Annotated in this window: 16 protein-coding genes; 11 read left to right on the top strand and 5 right to left on the bottom strand. The window is 56.1% G+C overall.

Annotated elements, in window-relative coordinates; all coding sequences use genetic code 11:
- Position 1 precedes the first annotated feature (1 nt).
- The 6 genes from LRS06_RS23990 (at position 2) to LRS06_RS23965 (ending at position 4,490) form a co-directional block, all read left to right on the top strand.
- Positions 2-379: a cupredoxin domain-containing protein gene (locus LRS06_RS23990; RefSeq protein WP_257873812.1), complete on the top strand. Its 378-nt coding sequence runs from the start codon at positions 2-4 to the stop codon at positions 377-379.
- Between the two features lie 9 nt (positions 380-388).
- The gene (locus LRS06_RS23985) at positions 389-1,012 is read left to right on the top strand and encodes an AraC family transcriptional regulator (RefSeq protein ID WP_257873811.1); all 624 of its coding nucleotides are present in this window, start codon (positions 389-391) and stop codon (positions 1,010-1,012) included.
- 124 nt (positions 1,013-1,136) lie between these two features.
- On the top strand, positions 1,137-2,366 hold the full coding sequence (locus LRS06_RS23980) for a hypothetical protein (protein ID WP_257873810.1): 1,230 nt from the start codon (positions 1,137-1,139) through the stop codon (positions 2,364-2,366).
- Positions 2,367-2,484: 118 nt separating this feature from the next.
- Positions 2,485-2,886, top strand: coding sequence for a hypothetical protein (locus LRS06_RS23975; protein WP_257873809.1), 402 nt, complete (start codon positions 2,485-2,487; stop codon positions 2,884-2,886).
- 100 nt (positions 2,887-2,986) lie between these two features.
- A complete protein-coding gene (locus LRS06_RS23970) occupies positions 2,987-3,598 on the top strand; it encodes a DUF305 domain-containing protein (protein ID WP_257873808.1) in 612 nt (203 codons plus the stop codon).
- 448 nt (positions 3,599-4,046) lie between these two features.
- Positions 4,047-4,490: a DUF6122 family protein gene (locus LRS06_RS23965; protein ID WP_257873807.1), complete on the top strand. Its 444-nt coding sequence runs from the start codon at positions 4,047-4,049 to the stop codon at positions 4,488-4,490.
- Between the two features lie 146 nt (positions 4,491-4,636).
- On the opposite strand, the gene LRS06_RS23960 is transcribed toward LRS06_RS23965, so the two are convergent.
- The 3 genes from LRS06_RS23960 to LRS06_RS23950 all read right to left on the bottom strand — a co-directional run bounded on the left by LRS06_RS23960 (position 4,637) and on the right by LRS06_RS23950 (position 6,969).
- Complete coding sequence (locus LRS06_RS23960) at positions 4,637-5,116, bottom strand: hypothetical protein (protein ID WP_257873806.1); 480 nt, start codon at positions 5,114-5,116, stop codon at positions 4,637-4,639.
- On the bottom strand, positions 5,085-5,729 hold the full coding sequence (locus LRS06_RS23955) for a replication initiation protein (protein ID WP_257873805.1): 645 nt from the start codon (positions 5,727-5,729) through the stop codon (positions 5,085-5,087). Before LRS06_RS23955 ends, LRS06_RS23960 begins: the two co-directional genes overlap by 32 nt.
- Before the next feature lie 766 nt (positions 5,730-6,495).
- A complete protein-coding gene (locus LRS06_RS23950) occupies positions 6,496-6,969 on the bottom strand; it encodes a DUF1905 domain-containing protein (RefSeq protein ID WP_135533143.1) in 474 nt (157 codons plus the stop codon).
- A gap of 271 nt (positions 6,970-7,240) precedes the next feature.
- On the opposite strand from LRS06_RS23950, the gene LRS06_RS23945 reads away from it, so the two are divergent.
- The 3 genes from LRS06_RS23945 to LRS06_RS23935 all read left to right on the top strand — a co-directional run bounded on the left by LRS06_RS23945 (position 7,241) and on the right by LRS06_RS23935 (position 9,562).
- Positions 7,241-7,642 carry a hypothetical protein gene (locus LRS06_RS23945; RefSeq protein ID WP_257873804.1) on the top strand — a complete coding sequence of 134 codons (402 nt, stop codon included), beginning with the start codon at positions 7,241-7,243 and terminating at the stop codon, positions 7,640-7,642.
- Positions 7,643-7,696: 54 nt separating this feature from the next.
- Complete coding sequence (locus LRS06_RS23940; RefSeq protein WP_257873803.1) at positions 7,697-8,203, top strand: hypothetical protein; 507 nt, start codon at positions 7,697-7,699, stop codon at positions 8,201-8,203.
- A gap of 378 nt (positions 8,204-8,581) precedes the next feature.
- A complete protein-coding gene (locus tag LRS06_RS23935; protein WP_308239933.1) occupies positions 8,582-9,562 on the top strand; it encodes a zeta toxin family protein in 981 nt (326 codons plus the stop codon).
- A gap of 219 nt (positions 9,563-9,781) precedes the next feature.
- On the opposite strand, the gene LRS06_RS23930 is transcribed toward LRS06_RS23935, so the two are convergent.
- Positions 9,782-10,357, bottom strand: coding sequence for a hypothetical protein (locus LRS06_RS23930; protein WP_257873802.1), 576 nt, complete (start codon positions 10,355-10,357; stop codon positions 9,782-9,784).
- Between the two features lie 3 nt (positions 10,358-10,360).
- Positions 10,361-11,137, bottom strand: a complete 777-nt coding sequence (locus LRS06_RS23925) for a ParA family protein (protein ID WP_257873801.1) — start codon at positions 11,135-11,137, stop codon at positions 10,361-10,363.
- A 1,012-nt stretch (positions 11,138-12,149) separates the two neighbouring features.
- Between LRS06_RS23925 and LRS06_RS23920 the strand changes: the two genes are divergently transcribed.
- Both LRS06_RS23920 and LRS06_RS23915 read left to right on the top strand, forming a co-directional pair.
- Positions 12,150-12,674, top strand: a complete 525-nt coding sequence (locus tag LRS06_RS23920) for a BfmA/BtgA family mobilization protein (RefSeq protein WP_257873800.1) — start codon at positions 12,150-12,152, stop codon at positions 12,672-12,674.
- Between the two features lie 6 nt (positions 12,675-12,680).
- Positions 12,681-13,700, top strand: a complete 1,020-nt coding sequence (locus LRS06_RS23915; RefSeq protein WP_257873799.1) for a DUF5712 family protein — start codon at positions 12,681-12,683, stop codon at positions 13,698-13,700.
- Positions 13,701-13,715 lie beyond the last annotated feature (15 nt).

The raw sequence follows: 13,715 nt of genomic DNA, 5'->3' as shown, positions 1-13,715 counted from the left end.
GATGGATACTCCCGAAATCATCGTGACTCTGGCAGGCCTGGCCTTATGCGGCTTTGTTATCTGGTACTTCTTCTTTTCCGCCCGCCAGACGGCTAGCGCGGTTTCTACTATCAGCGGGGTGCAGGAGGTAGACATCACCGTGAAGGGCGGCTACTCGCCCGACGTGATTGAGGTGGAGCGCGGCAAGCCCGTGCAGTTGAGCTTTTACCGCGACGAGGAGAACAGCTGTTCCGAGGAACTGCTCATGCCCGATTTCAGCATTCGCCGCGACCTGCCGGCCTTCAAAACGACGCTGGTGGAACTGCTGCCCCAGCAGGCGGGTACCTTCACATTTACCTGTGGCATGGGTATGCTGCGGGGCAGCCTTGTAGTGAAATAAGCCCGCCCTATGAACCCTGAACTCCGCGCCGGCTTTACGCTGCCCGCTCCCGGTACGCACCGGCTGCTGATTAAGAACATGGTGTGCCCCCAGTGCATCCGGGTGGTGAAAGAAGACCTGACGGCCCTGGGCCTGCAGGTGCACCGCGTGGTGCTGGGTGAGGCCGATGTATCGGCTCCGGCTGGCGCGATGCCAGACTTGGAGGCCGTGCGCCGCAGCCTGCTCGATGCGGGCTTCGCCCTGCTCGAAGACCCCCGGGCGCAGTTGGTGGAACATATAAAGACGCTGCTGGTGACGCTCATTCACTACCCGGTACCGGGCCCGCGCCTGCTGAACTACTCGGATTATCTGGTGGAGCACCTGGGGCGCGACTACCACTATCTGTCGCACCTGTTTTCTTCCGAGGAAGGGCTGACCATCGAGAAGTTCATTATCCGTCAGAAGGTGGAGCGGGCTAAGGAACTCATTGGCTACGGCGAACTGAGCATGGCCCAGGTGGCCGAGCAACTGGGCTACAGCTCCCCGGCCCACCTCTCGCGGCAGTTCCGGCAGGTGACGGGCCTCACCCCTACCGAGTTTCAGCGGCTGGGGCCCGCCAGCCACGCCCGGCGCAGCCTCGACGCGCTGCTGTAGCCGCCGGTAAGTGGGTAAGCAGGCTATATGCGGGAAAAGTCAGCAGTATAATTAACGCCGGGCAGTTTTTCGCTGTTCATCAATTCAGGAGCCATTCACCTATTTTCCTGGCTCCTGCTCTGTTATGACCCGACAACTTCTCGTTGACTTTTCCGACGTATTTGCTGACCCAAGCTTACCCATTGAGACTTATCTGGCGGGTATCAGCCGGCTGCGACGCTTGCAATGCGTGGCACATTTGCTAGGTTACCTAAGTCAGGTGCCCGCCTCGGAGCGTGACTATAAAACGGACATGGAGCAGATTTTTGCTCCGCACAATCGCTCTTTTGCAACGGTCGTGTATCATAAAATGAGAGACTTAGCTCAGCGCACTGGGGCTAAGGTTAATTTCTTGCACCCCAAGGTAGTGCTTCAGCTTTATGGCTACTGCTTTGAGTTGCCCGATTGTCCGGACACCCAGTCCTACCCAGAGGTAGAGCGAAACCTCTATAAGGCCTGCCTGGCGCTAAATGGCCCATACATTCGGCAGCAGGACCAGGCCATGGCGGATGCTAATCGGTTGCTACCAACAAAACGGTTGGCGGCTCTAGCGCTGGCAGGTACTTTCTCTGACTTTGAGTTGGTGAATCATCGCTTGCCCAATATTGCCATGCTGCAACTCATGAAATCGGTGCGATTTTTTGAGTTTATGGAGGCAGAAGCTAGATTCAATCCTCTGTTGCAAGCCTTTTTGCAGCGCTTCGGCTGCCAGGATTGGCCGGAATACTTCCGCAAGCTTGGCGGGGTAATCAGGCCCGTCATTCAGGCCACGAAACGCGGCCGAATTGCGGTTGATTTAGCTCCCGATGCTGACTTTGAGGCTAATCGCGCCTTTTTACGGCATTTCACTCTTCCCGAGAACTTACCGTTAGACCAGGCCGATTTCACTAGTCTGCGAGCTACGCCGCTGTGTGAAGAGGAGCCGGGTACTTTTGCACTGGTTTATCCAGTACTGGTACTGGAAGCACTGCACAAGGGACTATATTTCCAGTTCAATGTCGCTAATAGGACGCTGCCAAAAGGCCAGCGGGAGCCGGATTGGCGCTCCGTTTACTGCGACCTGTTTTCAGAACAATACCTGCTCTATCTGCTGCTGGATGCTATTTTTCAGGGCCGGGGGTTGGTTCTGAGCGGCCGGGCCATCTTCGATGGCTGGCAGCTGAAAGGGCAGTCAGAGCCCGACTACTATTTCCGTAACGATAACCGGGCCGTGCTCTTCGAGTCAAAAGACGTGCTGGTGCATAAGGATGCCAAGGCGGGCCACGACTTTGCCACGTACCTGGACGAGGTAAAAGAAGTTTCACGAAGACGATAAGCAGCACCCCAAAGCGGCGAAGCAGCTGGCCAACAACGTAGCACGACTGCTCCGCAAGCAGCTGGCTTTTGATACCGATTTCGACCCGGCCGAGCTGATACTATACCCGGTGCTGGTGGTGCACGACCGGCTTTACAACCAGCCCGGCTTGAACGTAGTTGTCAACGACTGGTTTCAGGAAGAGCTAGCCAAACTGGAGCAGGAAGGGCTATTCGTGCACAACGTGCGCCCGCTGATTATCATTGACGCCGATACGCTTCTAGCCTACCACGAGGACTTCCGCGATGGGCGGCTGGTGTTTGAAGACGTGCTGGAAGAGTACGTGGCTTACCTGCGTACCCCAGCCTGGGCCGGTATCAGCGACGCCGAGGACGAGCAGCGGCAGATGCAGAGCGTGCATCCCTTCGCCTTATTTTTGGAAAACTACGCAGAGAAGCGCGATATGCTGGGCATTCCCAAGGAGATGCTGTACCAGATTCTGCCCATTATCAACCGTGGCGCAGACGACGAGCCGGAGTAGTAAGCGAAGCCGGAAATTATGCAAGGAAATGGTAGGAATTTGTAAAATCCAATAGGCGGTATTTGGTGTTATTGGGGTTCATAAAAACCTCATCAACGCCATGCACCGTCTCCGTTTACACTTGCTACTGCTGGTTCTGTTAGGGCTTTTCGCAGCTTCCTGCTCCAAAGGCCACGACATGGACGACATGAAGCACGATAGCGCCTACATGAAAATCATGATGGATATGATGACGCAGATGGACGCGCAGGCCAAAACCCAGGACCCCGACCACGACTACGCCACCCAGATGGTGCTGCACCACGACGCGGCCATCAAGATGAGCGAGGAAGAGTTGCGCACCGGCAGCAACCAGGAAATGAAGACCATTGCCCAGGACATCATCACCAAGCAGCGGGCCGAAATCGGGCAGTTCAACGCCTTCACGAGCGGCCACCAGCCCATGCAGCCCCTGGTGCCGCAGTTCAACACCGTGCAGAAAACCAACATGGACAAGATGATGACCGCCAGCGACGCCCGCACGATGACGGCCCGGCCGGATTATGACTTTGCCCAACTTATGGTGGACCACCACCAGGCGGCCATCGACAACTCGGAGGCCCTGCTGCAATACGGCCGCAACACCACCACCCGCGCCCTGGCCCAGGCCATCATCGCCGACCAGCGCCAGGAAATAGCCTCCTTGCAGAGCTGGCTGACGCGTAACCGCTAGCCCTGATTTTAGTCCGTGAAAAAAGGCAGCTCTTGCGGAGCTGCCTTTTTTGCTTTCAGCGAGCGATGGGGGCCAAGTGGGTCACCAGCCGGCTTGTTCCGTGGAAATGTTCATTGTACTTCCGTTGTCTGTTTTTCGACTCATTCTATCCGTTGCTGCCGGCTTGGTTCTGCTACTGACCGGTTGCCGCTCATCGGCTATCGGCCCTCGTTTTGCAACTGGCCCCGGGTACCACCATCCGCCGCCGGCCCAGCGCGTTGACACAGCGACGGTCGTCACCGCCCAGTATCCCCCCACCCTGCCGCAGCGAATCAATACCGACGCACGGCCTCGGGTAGCAAACATGCGAAACAGCGGGCGTAAGCAGAAGACAAAGTCGGCCGGTGAGCCGGGCAGAAGGTTTGCCGAAGTAACGCCCGGGGATACGGCGTGCAATGCCACCCAGCTGGTGGCTCCGCACAGCCCCCGCGACTACGCCTCCCCCAAGCTATCCAGCGCCCAAACGCTGGTGCATTACGGCCTGCACTTCGTTTTTCCGGTCGTGTTGGCGCTGGTGTTTTTTCCTCTGATGTGGCAAACCGCCTACCTAGTTATGCTGGCCACGATGGCCATTGACCTGGACCACCTGCTGGCCAAACCCATTTTCGACCCGCTGCGCTGCAGTGTTGGGTATCACCCGCTGCACTCCTTCTACGCCATACCGGCATACGTGCTGTTGCTCCTGCTGCCGGCGACGCAGATTGTAGCCGTAGGTCTGCTGTTCCACCTATTCACGGATACGGTGGATTGCTTGTGGAACTTCAGCCACTGCCAGGAGTGCTACGTCAACTCCCGTATTTATGCCTTGCGCAACTGGGTGCGGAAGCTATGGGGCCCTGAGGTGGTCGAGTAAATAGCGATAGAAGTGCCTACCGGAAATGGCCTTTAACAGGTATTTCCTCTCGTAGCGTTGGGAATACAATTATCGAAAGCTGATAAGCACCACTGGGTTCAGGAGCCAGGCCTTATCGGGAACGAGTATGCGATTCTACGGGCCAGCTACTTTTTATCAAACCCCAGTGCGGCTTGCACCACCTGCCGGGCCAGTAGAGCATCTTTCTTCTTCTCCTCGCTGATTTGCTTGCCGACCCGCACGAAAACGGCGTTGCAATACTTCTGCTTGTCGTCAATCTTCTTCTGGCTGTTCTCTTTGAGCTGCCACTCCCGCAATAGCTTGCGGGCTTCGACTACCTCCATCACTTTTAGGTAAAGTGCAATGTTACGTTCAGTAACTTTGAACTCCCGCAGCCGGTCGATAACCGGGCGTAGTATTTCGTCGGCCAGCCACGAGGCCGGGATAACAGTAGACTGCTTGTGCAGCAGCTCGAAGCGCAGGCCCACTATCTTCTTCCGTCCCCTACCGGCCCGGTTAGCCTCCAGGATAGGATTGTAGACGAAGGCGCAGGGCGTTCTTTCCAACTCCTTTTGTGCCCCCAGCACCGTTTTTTTAATCAATTCGTTGGTGTCGGCGTGCTTCATGACCGGGTTGCCTTTCCGGTCCTTTTTGGGGGGAGCCGTACTTGTCCAGCTCTTGGCCGCAGTCCATGAGCAGACGGTATTCCTCCAGCGACACTTCCCACCAGCCGGTATCCCGAAACGCGGATAATATCTCAAAGAACCGCATGCTGTACCAGCTGTGCAGACCCATGTAGCCATCCAGCTTGTAGGTCGAATACTGACCGGCAATCTGAACGAAGTAAGGCGCTAGCTGCGGGTTCAGAATGATGGTAATAATGCCATCCTTGAAGCCTACGCGCCGTTCCTTGGTCGTATCCAGCAGGTGGCGGATGTACCACTCGCTCCCGTCCAGGCTCTCGAACTCCCAGGTGACGTGGGCCAGTTCGTAGATAGCTTTTTTCAGGAAAGAATAAGCCGTGTCGGTATCAATGTCAGTGCCCTCAACCACGGAGGAAACCCGCAGCTGATAGTAGTCGCGCAGCTGCAAGTCATCTTCCTTGATTTGTTCCATCACCCGCGCCATAATGCGCTTGCCGTACACGGAAATTCTGCGCTGGTGGGCGAAGGTGGCTGCCCAATGCTGCTTGACCCGCGCCAGCGCTTCGGGCTCATACTGAAGGTCTAGTTCCAGCATGGGAACAGGCAGGGTAACGCGGGGTAGTCGGTTTCCTAACATCTAGCCGATAGGTTACGGTTGCAGCCACCAGAGACACTTTTGCCTCATCCAGTGATATCAGGCCGAAACATACGGCGAAAAAAACCAGCTTGTGTAAAAGTGCGCAGGTTTATTACCTTAAAGAAGCAGGTTTATTACCTTAAAGAAGCAGGTTTATTCACTCAGACTCACCTTAAAGAAGCAGGTTTATTACCTTAAAGAAGCAGGTTTATTCGATTTACTCCTTACTAGTTACTATTAGGGTTTACCTTACCATCTTCTTAAAATAACCTACAACCTTGTTACGCGAGAACGAGAAGCATTTAGGGTATAAAACTGTGTGGGCAAGTCGAGAATCAACAAAACAGGACAGTCCAAAAAAGCATATACGCGAATAAAAACACGTTGTACTTTTTCAAGATTTAATTACCTTTTTCTACTATCACCTACTTCCTGTTATACTCCTTTATTACTTCTCTAATTACTAACCCACTACCAATGGAGGCCAGCCGAGCCGGGAAGGGCTGAATTAGTGCCTCAAGAGGCTGCAGAATCAACCCGCAGCCGTTCATGTAGCGCTGCTACCATCCAGCCGCCAAGTCGCGCACAGGGCAAGTTTTAGCTATTCTCCGATGAAGCCAAGAACGGGTGCGGCATTCACTACCCTATGGATTTTAGTTAAAACTTTAGTCCAAAAGTTGAATGAGCGGCCACACTGCCTGCTGAAACTGCACTTCTCGTGAATTCACCCAGTGGTACTCTGCAAGCCAAGCATAGCAATCAGGGCCAGGATTTTCTTTTCCTGTCGCGTGGCGTCCGGCTGAGAAAACACCTCGTGCAATAAAGCTCGTCGGTCTTTGGCGTTCCGAGCGTTAAATGACGTCAACACGCCGGCGTCGTCTAAGCAAGCTAGTACCGCGGCTTCGCGGACCAATACTGGGTTAGGCTCGCGATAGAGCGTGACGCGCACCGTGTCGCCAGCTTGCTTGCCCAAATGCTGGCGGATGGCAGCATTCACAGAGAGCATTTTGTCTTGATTTTTGCGCGGGGCCAAATTCCGTGATTCAACCGTGTAGTCATCTATTGTGCCCGACACCTTGATGTGACCCCACGTACCGGGAATATCACGCGAGTTCGGGATGATAAGGTGATAAGTCCAGGCTCCTTTACCCGGCCAGTGCTGAAGCACTAACTCTTGGTCTCTCACGATGTAGCTCATAGCTACCAAGACCTCCAGAACGGGGGAAATGTTGCCAGACAACCAGGATGAAGGATTGGGCAAAATCTCTCACTTGGCCACGGTCCGTCAGCTCTTGGTCCAAGCCACAATGAAACCAATACCACCATGCACTAGCCTACTCAGGGGCAGTGGGGGAAAAAGGTTGAATAATACTTGCAAAACATACATTTATAAATGTATGTTTTGCAACAAGATGCGTCTATTACGTTTAATGAGTGTAAGCAACAACGTAAAAAACGCCCTTCTAGCCATGAAAAGTGCCAATCTGTACCGCCCCGCCCGCCGCATCCCCGCCGCTCGTCTGGCTAAAATGCGCGCCACCCACGCCGCCAAGAAGGCCGCAACTGAGCAGGCCCGCCAGGAAGCGGCCCAACTGCGCCTGGCCACGCCCGAGTTTACCGCCGTGCCCAGCCTGAAAGCCTTGCCAGGCGGGCTGCATTGGTCGGCCCAGCAGCCGGTGCCCCCAGTCGGGGTGTACGTGAGCGCTAACCAAGGCGGGAAGGTCGAAACGGTGAAGGTGTTGGGCTACTGCCACGCCGCCGGCTTTATCGGCCTCGTGACCCAGCCCTTCCACCCCGGCAGCCGACGTGCCCACAAGATGCACCCCCGCGCCCACTGCGTTTTCGGCAGCCAGCTTGCCCAGGCAGCCTAGCACCAGCAGCCGGATAGCTCCCAATCTGATTTTCTCAATAGGAAATATACCGCTATGAATACTACCCCCGCGCCGAAGCAGCCCCAGATTAGCCCCTACCAGTGGCTGAATTCCGTGACCCCTTGCCCGCAGTGGCTGGGCTATCCAACCCGCCTGAGCCTGCCAATCAACCTCGATTGGTCGGGAGATTCGGCCGTGCCTGAAATCGGCTCCCGCGTTCATATTCACATGAACGGCTTTGGTCCAGCCGTCGTGCGGGCCTATTTCCACGCCGACGGGTACTTAGGCGTAATCTGCCAGCCGGACGAAATGCCCGACTGGTACCAAAAGCAGGCACCCGGCGTAACGCTAGGCCATTTCTTTGGCCGCGAGTTGGAGCCACGCCGGCCCCAGTCCCCGCAGCAGCTTGCGCAACCCGTGCCCAACTGCCAGGCCGAGGAAGTCGCCACCGGCACCGCGCAGGATTGGATACCGGAATACCCTCCCCAGGAGGAGCCGGATGATAACCAAGACAGCGAGGAGTACCCCGAGCATCCCGGCGACGAGCAGCACGACCAGTAGGTAAGTCGCGGGGGCATCCCTTCCTTTTTTCCCAACTGCCCCTCCCCTCTTTCAGTACCTGCTGGCCGGTTGCTGCGCTCATTTTCTTGGGCACAATGCCACTACTTTACCGGCGCTTGCGTTATATTCGTGTACCCTTTGCCTCCTACCATGAACTCCCCAGTAACCAACTTTCTCGCCCAGCTGACGACGCCGGAGTTTCAGAAATCCATTGGGGAGCAGCTGCGCGGCTGAGGCAGCTGCCGCGAATACTTTCCTTTCCTACCGGGACGAGCAAGGCCGCTACGTGCACGAATACCCTGCCACCGGTGAGGTGTACGAGGTTTCGCTGACCCAGCCACAGACGCGCCGGCTACTGCTTGACGCTGTAGGAGCCTAGTGAGCGAAGCGCGGCCGGTGGAGCAGCAACCAGTACTCTATGTGTTCGCCGGCCCAAACGGCGCGGGTAAAAGCACCTTATTCAACGCAATGGCGGCTCGTAGTCCATCGGTGGAACAGGTGAACGGCGACGTACTGAAACAGCAGAACCCCCAGCTCAGCGGCTTTGACGTGGAGGCGATGACCGCCCAGCGCATCAAGGAACTACGTGACAGCAGGGTTTCTTTCTCGGTTGAGAGCAACTTGGCCCAGACCAATGACTACAAGCTGATTCATGGCGCGAAAGCAGCCGGCTACCGCATTGAGTTGGTGTACGTCAGCTTGGAGTCCGTGCGCGAGTGCCAGGACCGGGTACTGAGCCGCGTGGCCAAGGGCGGGCACGACGTGCCCCCGGCCATCATCGAGCAGCGGTACCACCAGTCCCTTTCCCTGCTAAAGCAGAACTATAAGGAATTTGACCGCATCGAGCTGATAGACAATACCAGCCGGCCATTTCAGCCGGGTGCGCTCATCGAAAAGGGCCTGATAGCTCCTTTGCAGTCACTGCCGCCGGAGTGGGTGAAGGGTGTCGTGACCCACGTCCAACGGATGGAGCGGGTTAACCAGTTGTTAGCTCAATCGGCAGCGGACATGCAGCAGGCAACTATCCGGGTTACGGAAGCAGCGCGGGCGCCAGGTGCCCGCGGCCAGGCCGAGGCGGTACAAGCGGCCGTTCGCATGAGTGGGGCACAGGTAAGCGACGTGCAGCCCGCCGCGGCATCAGAGCAGGGCCAGCGGGTTAGCTACCTGAACGTGCAGTACAGCTTGAAAAGCCCGGACTTGGAGCGAATCAGCACTACGCTTGACGCGGTGCACCGGCAGTCTGGTAGTGAAGTGATGGAAAGCGCTAAAGACCAGCAGTGCCGCCAGGTCCCAGGCCAGGCGCGGGAGGCCGGGCAGAGCCAAGCAACTGAGCGTGGCCAGGACCAGCAGGAGCGCTGACCTCTCCCCTCCCCTACTCAAGTGCATCAACAAAAAGCCCCGGCTTGTTCAGGCCGGGGCTCTTCTATGTCAGGAGGTGCATTGACCTCAGAAAGCAGGTAACAACAAGGGCAGCCCTGGTAGGAACTGCCCTTGGTTGGCGCTACAGCGCCAGAAAGGAGAAGCCAAGTGCCGGCGACCAAACCGACGACTTACCCCTAACCAGTGCTGCAAATTACGCTATTTACTCTCCGCTGGCTTAGCCGGTAGCTTGCCCTGCTTGCGCAGCTGCGCCTCATAGTGCCGATGGGCGGCGACCAAGTACGCCTTTATGCTAACCGGGCTATCCTCCCCTTTGGGCAGCAGCACCAGCGCCAGCCGAATCTCATTCCAGACACTTTCCGGAATTTTTACCGAGCGTTCGGTTTCCATCAGCACAGCATCCGGGGCGGCTGGCTTACGCCCACGCCGGGGCCGCGCAGCGGAGCTAGCCATTGGAGCGGCTGCCGGCAGCGTGGGGGCCACCGTGGCCATCGCCTGAACAGGCGGTGCTGGCTGGCTGGTCGATGCAGCTGCAGGCTCGGGAGCCGCTACGGGGGCCGGCGTTGGCTCCGGAGGCACCGGAGGCACCGTAGCATCGACCGGAGCCAGCGGGGCTACTGCAGGGGTGGCCACAGCCGCCGGCGCAGCGTCAGCAGCCGTGGCACTGGTTGATTTGACTAGCTCCCCATCCATGCCCGCCCGGGCCTGATTCCGTCGCTCAGCAGAGACGGGAATACGCTGCCGAGGCTCGATTTTTGGTTTCTCGATACCCATTGCTTAGTTGGTTTTAGTGGTTGACGTATCGGCCGACTCGCTGAGCTGGTTCCCTGCTTTGCGCTGGGGCAAGCCCAGGCGTTCTATCAGTTCCTCACACACGCGGCGTATTTCGGCATCCGTGTCCTTGTTGCCACCCGCGTAGGTGCGGTAGGTAGGGTTGAGCAAGCTATAGAGCGTCGAGGCCCGGCTGTAGGCGGTGCGCAGGCCCAGGGAGGAGTTGAGGCGCGAGAGGCCCAGCCCGTCGATGTACTCATCCATGTCCTTTTCTTCGCGTCGGCCGGCGACGCGCTTGGTTGGAAGGCCGAAGTATTGGAAATCCAACTGAGCTTCCTCCGCAGACTGCTTGATAGCTTCCAGAATGCCCATAAACTCCGCCGTAGAGGCCCGGTCCAGGTAATCCGATACCAGGGGCACAATTACAGCGTCGCAGGCCGTGAGAGCGTTGAAAACATCGTCGCCATCGGCCCGGCCGGGTACGTCGATGATGATAAGGTCGTAGTCCTGATTATCGGGATTGTCGATGAACTCGAAAATCTTATCCAGGGCCAGCGGGAATACATCGTAGGGGTACTTGGCCGCCGGGTCGGTTTTCTGAAGGTTAGCCAGGTTGTGCGCGTCCAGCTGAGCACGGGTTTTGACGATGCTTTGCTGATAGTCGCAATCCAGAACGGCAATCTTTAGCCCATACTCAGTGGCCAGGGGAGCGGCGAGCACGAGTAGTAGGGTTGATTTACCGGAGCCGCCTTTTTGAGTGGCAAAGCTGATAATTTTGGGCATGGGTTTACTGGTTAGGGTTAAAGAACTTTACGCCGGGTGGTCAGTCAGGCGGATAGCGCAAACATACATAAAAAGTGGCGAAGTAGTTACGTGGCGAAGTAGCGAGGTAGCGACGAAGTGAGGTAGTTAAGTAGCGACGTAGCAATAAATCTAAGTAGTCAAGTAGCGAAGTGGTGAAGTAGCAAATTAAATATAATAGTAAAAGGTGTCGAAGTGGTCAAGTGGTGAAGTAGCGAAAAAACGAGAGTGTTGATATGGCATCAGTAGCGAAGTAGTCAGGTAGCGAAGTAGTGAGGAAAAGATGGTGCATTGATAGTGTAGGTAGCGAAGTAGCCAAGTGGTGAAGTAGTGAAGCATCGAACAGTGTAGTACTAATCATTTGGGCTTTTTAGGTAGCGATGTGGTTAAGTAGCGAGGTGGTGAAGAAATTAAACATTAACCTGATGTCTAACTTTTTTAGGTGGCGAAGTAGTCAAGTAGCGAGGTAGCGAATAAATGATCAGCAGGTGTAATGAGATGCGTATTTTAAAGTAGCGAAGTGGTGAAGTAGTGAGAAAATGATTAAAGAGGGATTACAGCGATACCAAGGGGTTTCTGGTAGAAAGGTGGAAAGCGGTTAGTAGAAGGTTAAGCAGGCTTTTTCTCCCAATGGCCTGACTGGTGTAACACATCAAATAGAAGGTGGCGCATCAGAAAAGAAAGAGAGCACCAATCTAGGCCATGGGGTAGTAATTCTAACTCGTAGCTTAGCGGTAGTCTTAGCAATAGTGGCAGCTGGTAATTTCACGGCCGTAGACAACATCGGGCAGGTAAAGCCGTACTGATACTCGTTCATTTCTTTTTAGCAAGAAGAGTAACACAAATACGGCGCTAAAGCTTTGTATTTGTGTTACTTGTATTTCAGCAGAGCTGAAAATATGTGATTATATATCATAACATACTGATTTACAGTGTGTATTTGCTCACATATTATCGTTGAATCGTAGTCCTAGCCACTGTTTCAGCTGTAGAAATGGCCAAAGAGCAGAAGCCGCAGATTCGGGTAAATGCAAGCAGCCACGGGGCCGCCACGAAAGCTGCCACCCGGCTGAAAATGAGTCTTGGTGAATACACCGAGGCAGCGTTGGACTACTTCACAAGCCGGCAACTCAACCCAGCGGACGATGTGGCCCGCGAGGGCCAGCTAATAATGCAGCAGGTGAAGAAGCTGGGCGACCGGGTTTTCAGCTATATGCAGGAGGAGGAGCGCAGCTTACTGCTCCCGATGCTGGAAGAAATGCTTCGGTCCCGTATCACGCTGGAGCGGGTTTTACGGATGAATGAAATCCTGGTCAACAACCTGAATGGCCAGTTGAGCCTACTCAGTGAAGGCCAGTTGGCGGCACACCGGGAGACGCTGAAGAAGCTACGGCAGCAGAATGACGAGGCCGTAGAGCGGCAGCTAAAAGAGGCGCTAACCGGTACTCAGCCCGTTGGTTCAGGAAAGAGAGTAGGGGAGGGGCAGTCGGGGAAAAAAGATACCGAACTGAGCAGCTAAGCCAGCATGTACGTTAAGCTAATCAACCCCGCGACGCACGGTAAAGCCGCTTACAATAACAGCGGCAGCAGCGCGCAGACGCTCAATTATCTGAAGCAGGAAGCGGCTAAAGATGGGCAGACAGCAACGTTTTTCGGGGCTGACCGCGACGGGATTGAAGCGGCAGAACTGATGCAGGAAATCGACACTAACGTGAAAGGATTGCGGGCGGATGATGCCAAGTTTTACTCGTTGGTGATTAGCCCCAGCGCCGACGAGTTGGAGCATATCGGTAATGACGAACAGAAGCTGAAAGCCTACACGCGGGCAGTGATGGAGCAGTACGCCGGCAACTTTAACCTAAAGGAAGGACGGCAGCTGCGCAGTGAGGATTTGGTTTGGGGGGCCACCATCCACCAAGACAGAAGCTACCGTGGCACTGACCCCGAGGTGGCCGCCGGCCAAGCTCAGACGGGCGAGAAGAAGTCTGGTCTGCAAACGCATATTCACGTCATCGTGAGTGCCCGCGACCGGAGCCAGAAGATAAGCCTCAACCCCGCCGGCCGCCGGCAGCGGTTCGACTTAATGAACTGGCAGACCCAGGCGGGCAAGCAGTTCGAGAAGCAGTTTACCTACACCGCACAGGAGCACGAAAAGGTGAAGGTCAAGCAGCGGGATGCTAGCCGCGATGCCAGCCGTGCCGCCAAGATTGGAGAGCGGGTAGGGGTACTGAACAAGCAGGTGCCGAAGGCGCAGCAGCTTGACCCAGCGCGGGTGCAGAAGATAGCCCAGGGCCGCGAGTACGATAAGACCTTTTACCGTTCACTGGCCACCGTCGAACGCCGGGCGAAGGCGGGGGAGCCCATTGATAACGCGTACCACCTGTTGACCACCGGCCGGGAGCAGCCTCAGCAGCAGCAAGCGGCTACCAGTGCCCTCCGCGCCTTGCAACAGGCCGTCCGTTCCGGCCGGGGCCGCGACGAGCAGACCGAGAGCATAGGCGAGAAGCGAGGCCGCACAGCCGGGGAGCTTGATATTGAAATGTAGCGCCACCACCCTTAT

This window comes from Hymenobacter sp. J193 (genome assembly GCF_024700075.1).
In the GTDB taxonomy this organism is placed as follows: Bacteria; Bacteroidota; Bacteroidia; order Cytophagales; family Hymenobacteraceae; genus Hymenobacter.
This window is presented reverse-complemented; position numbering and strand designations above follow the sequence as displayed.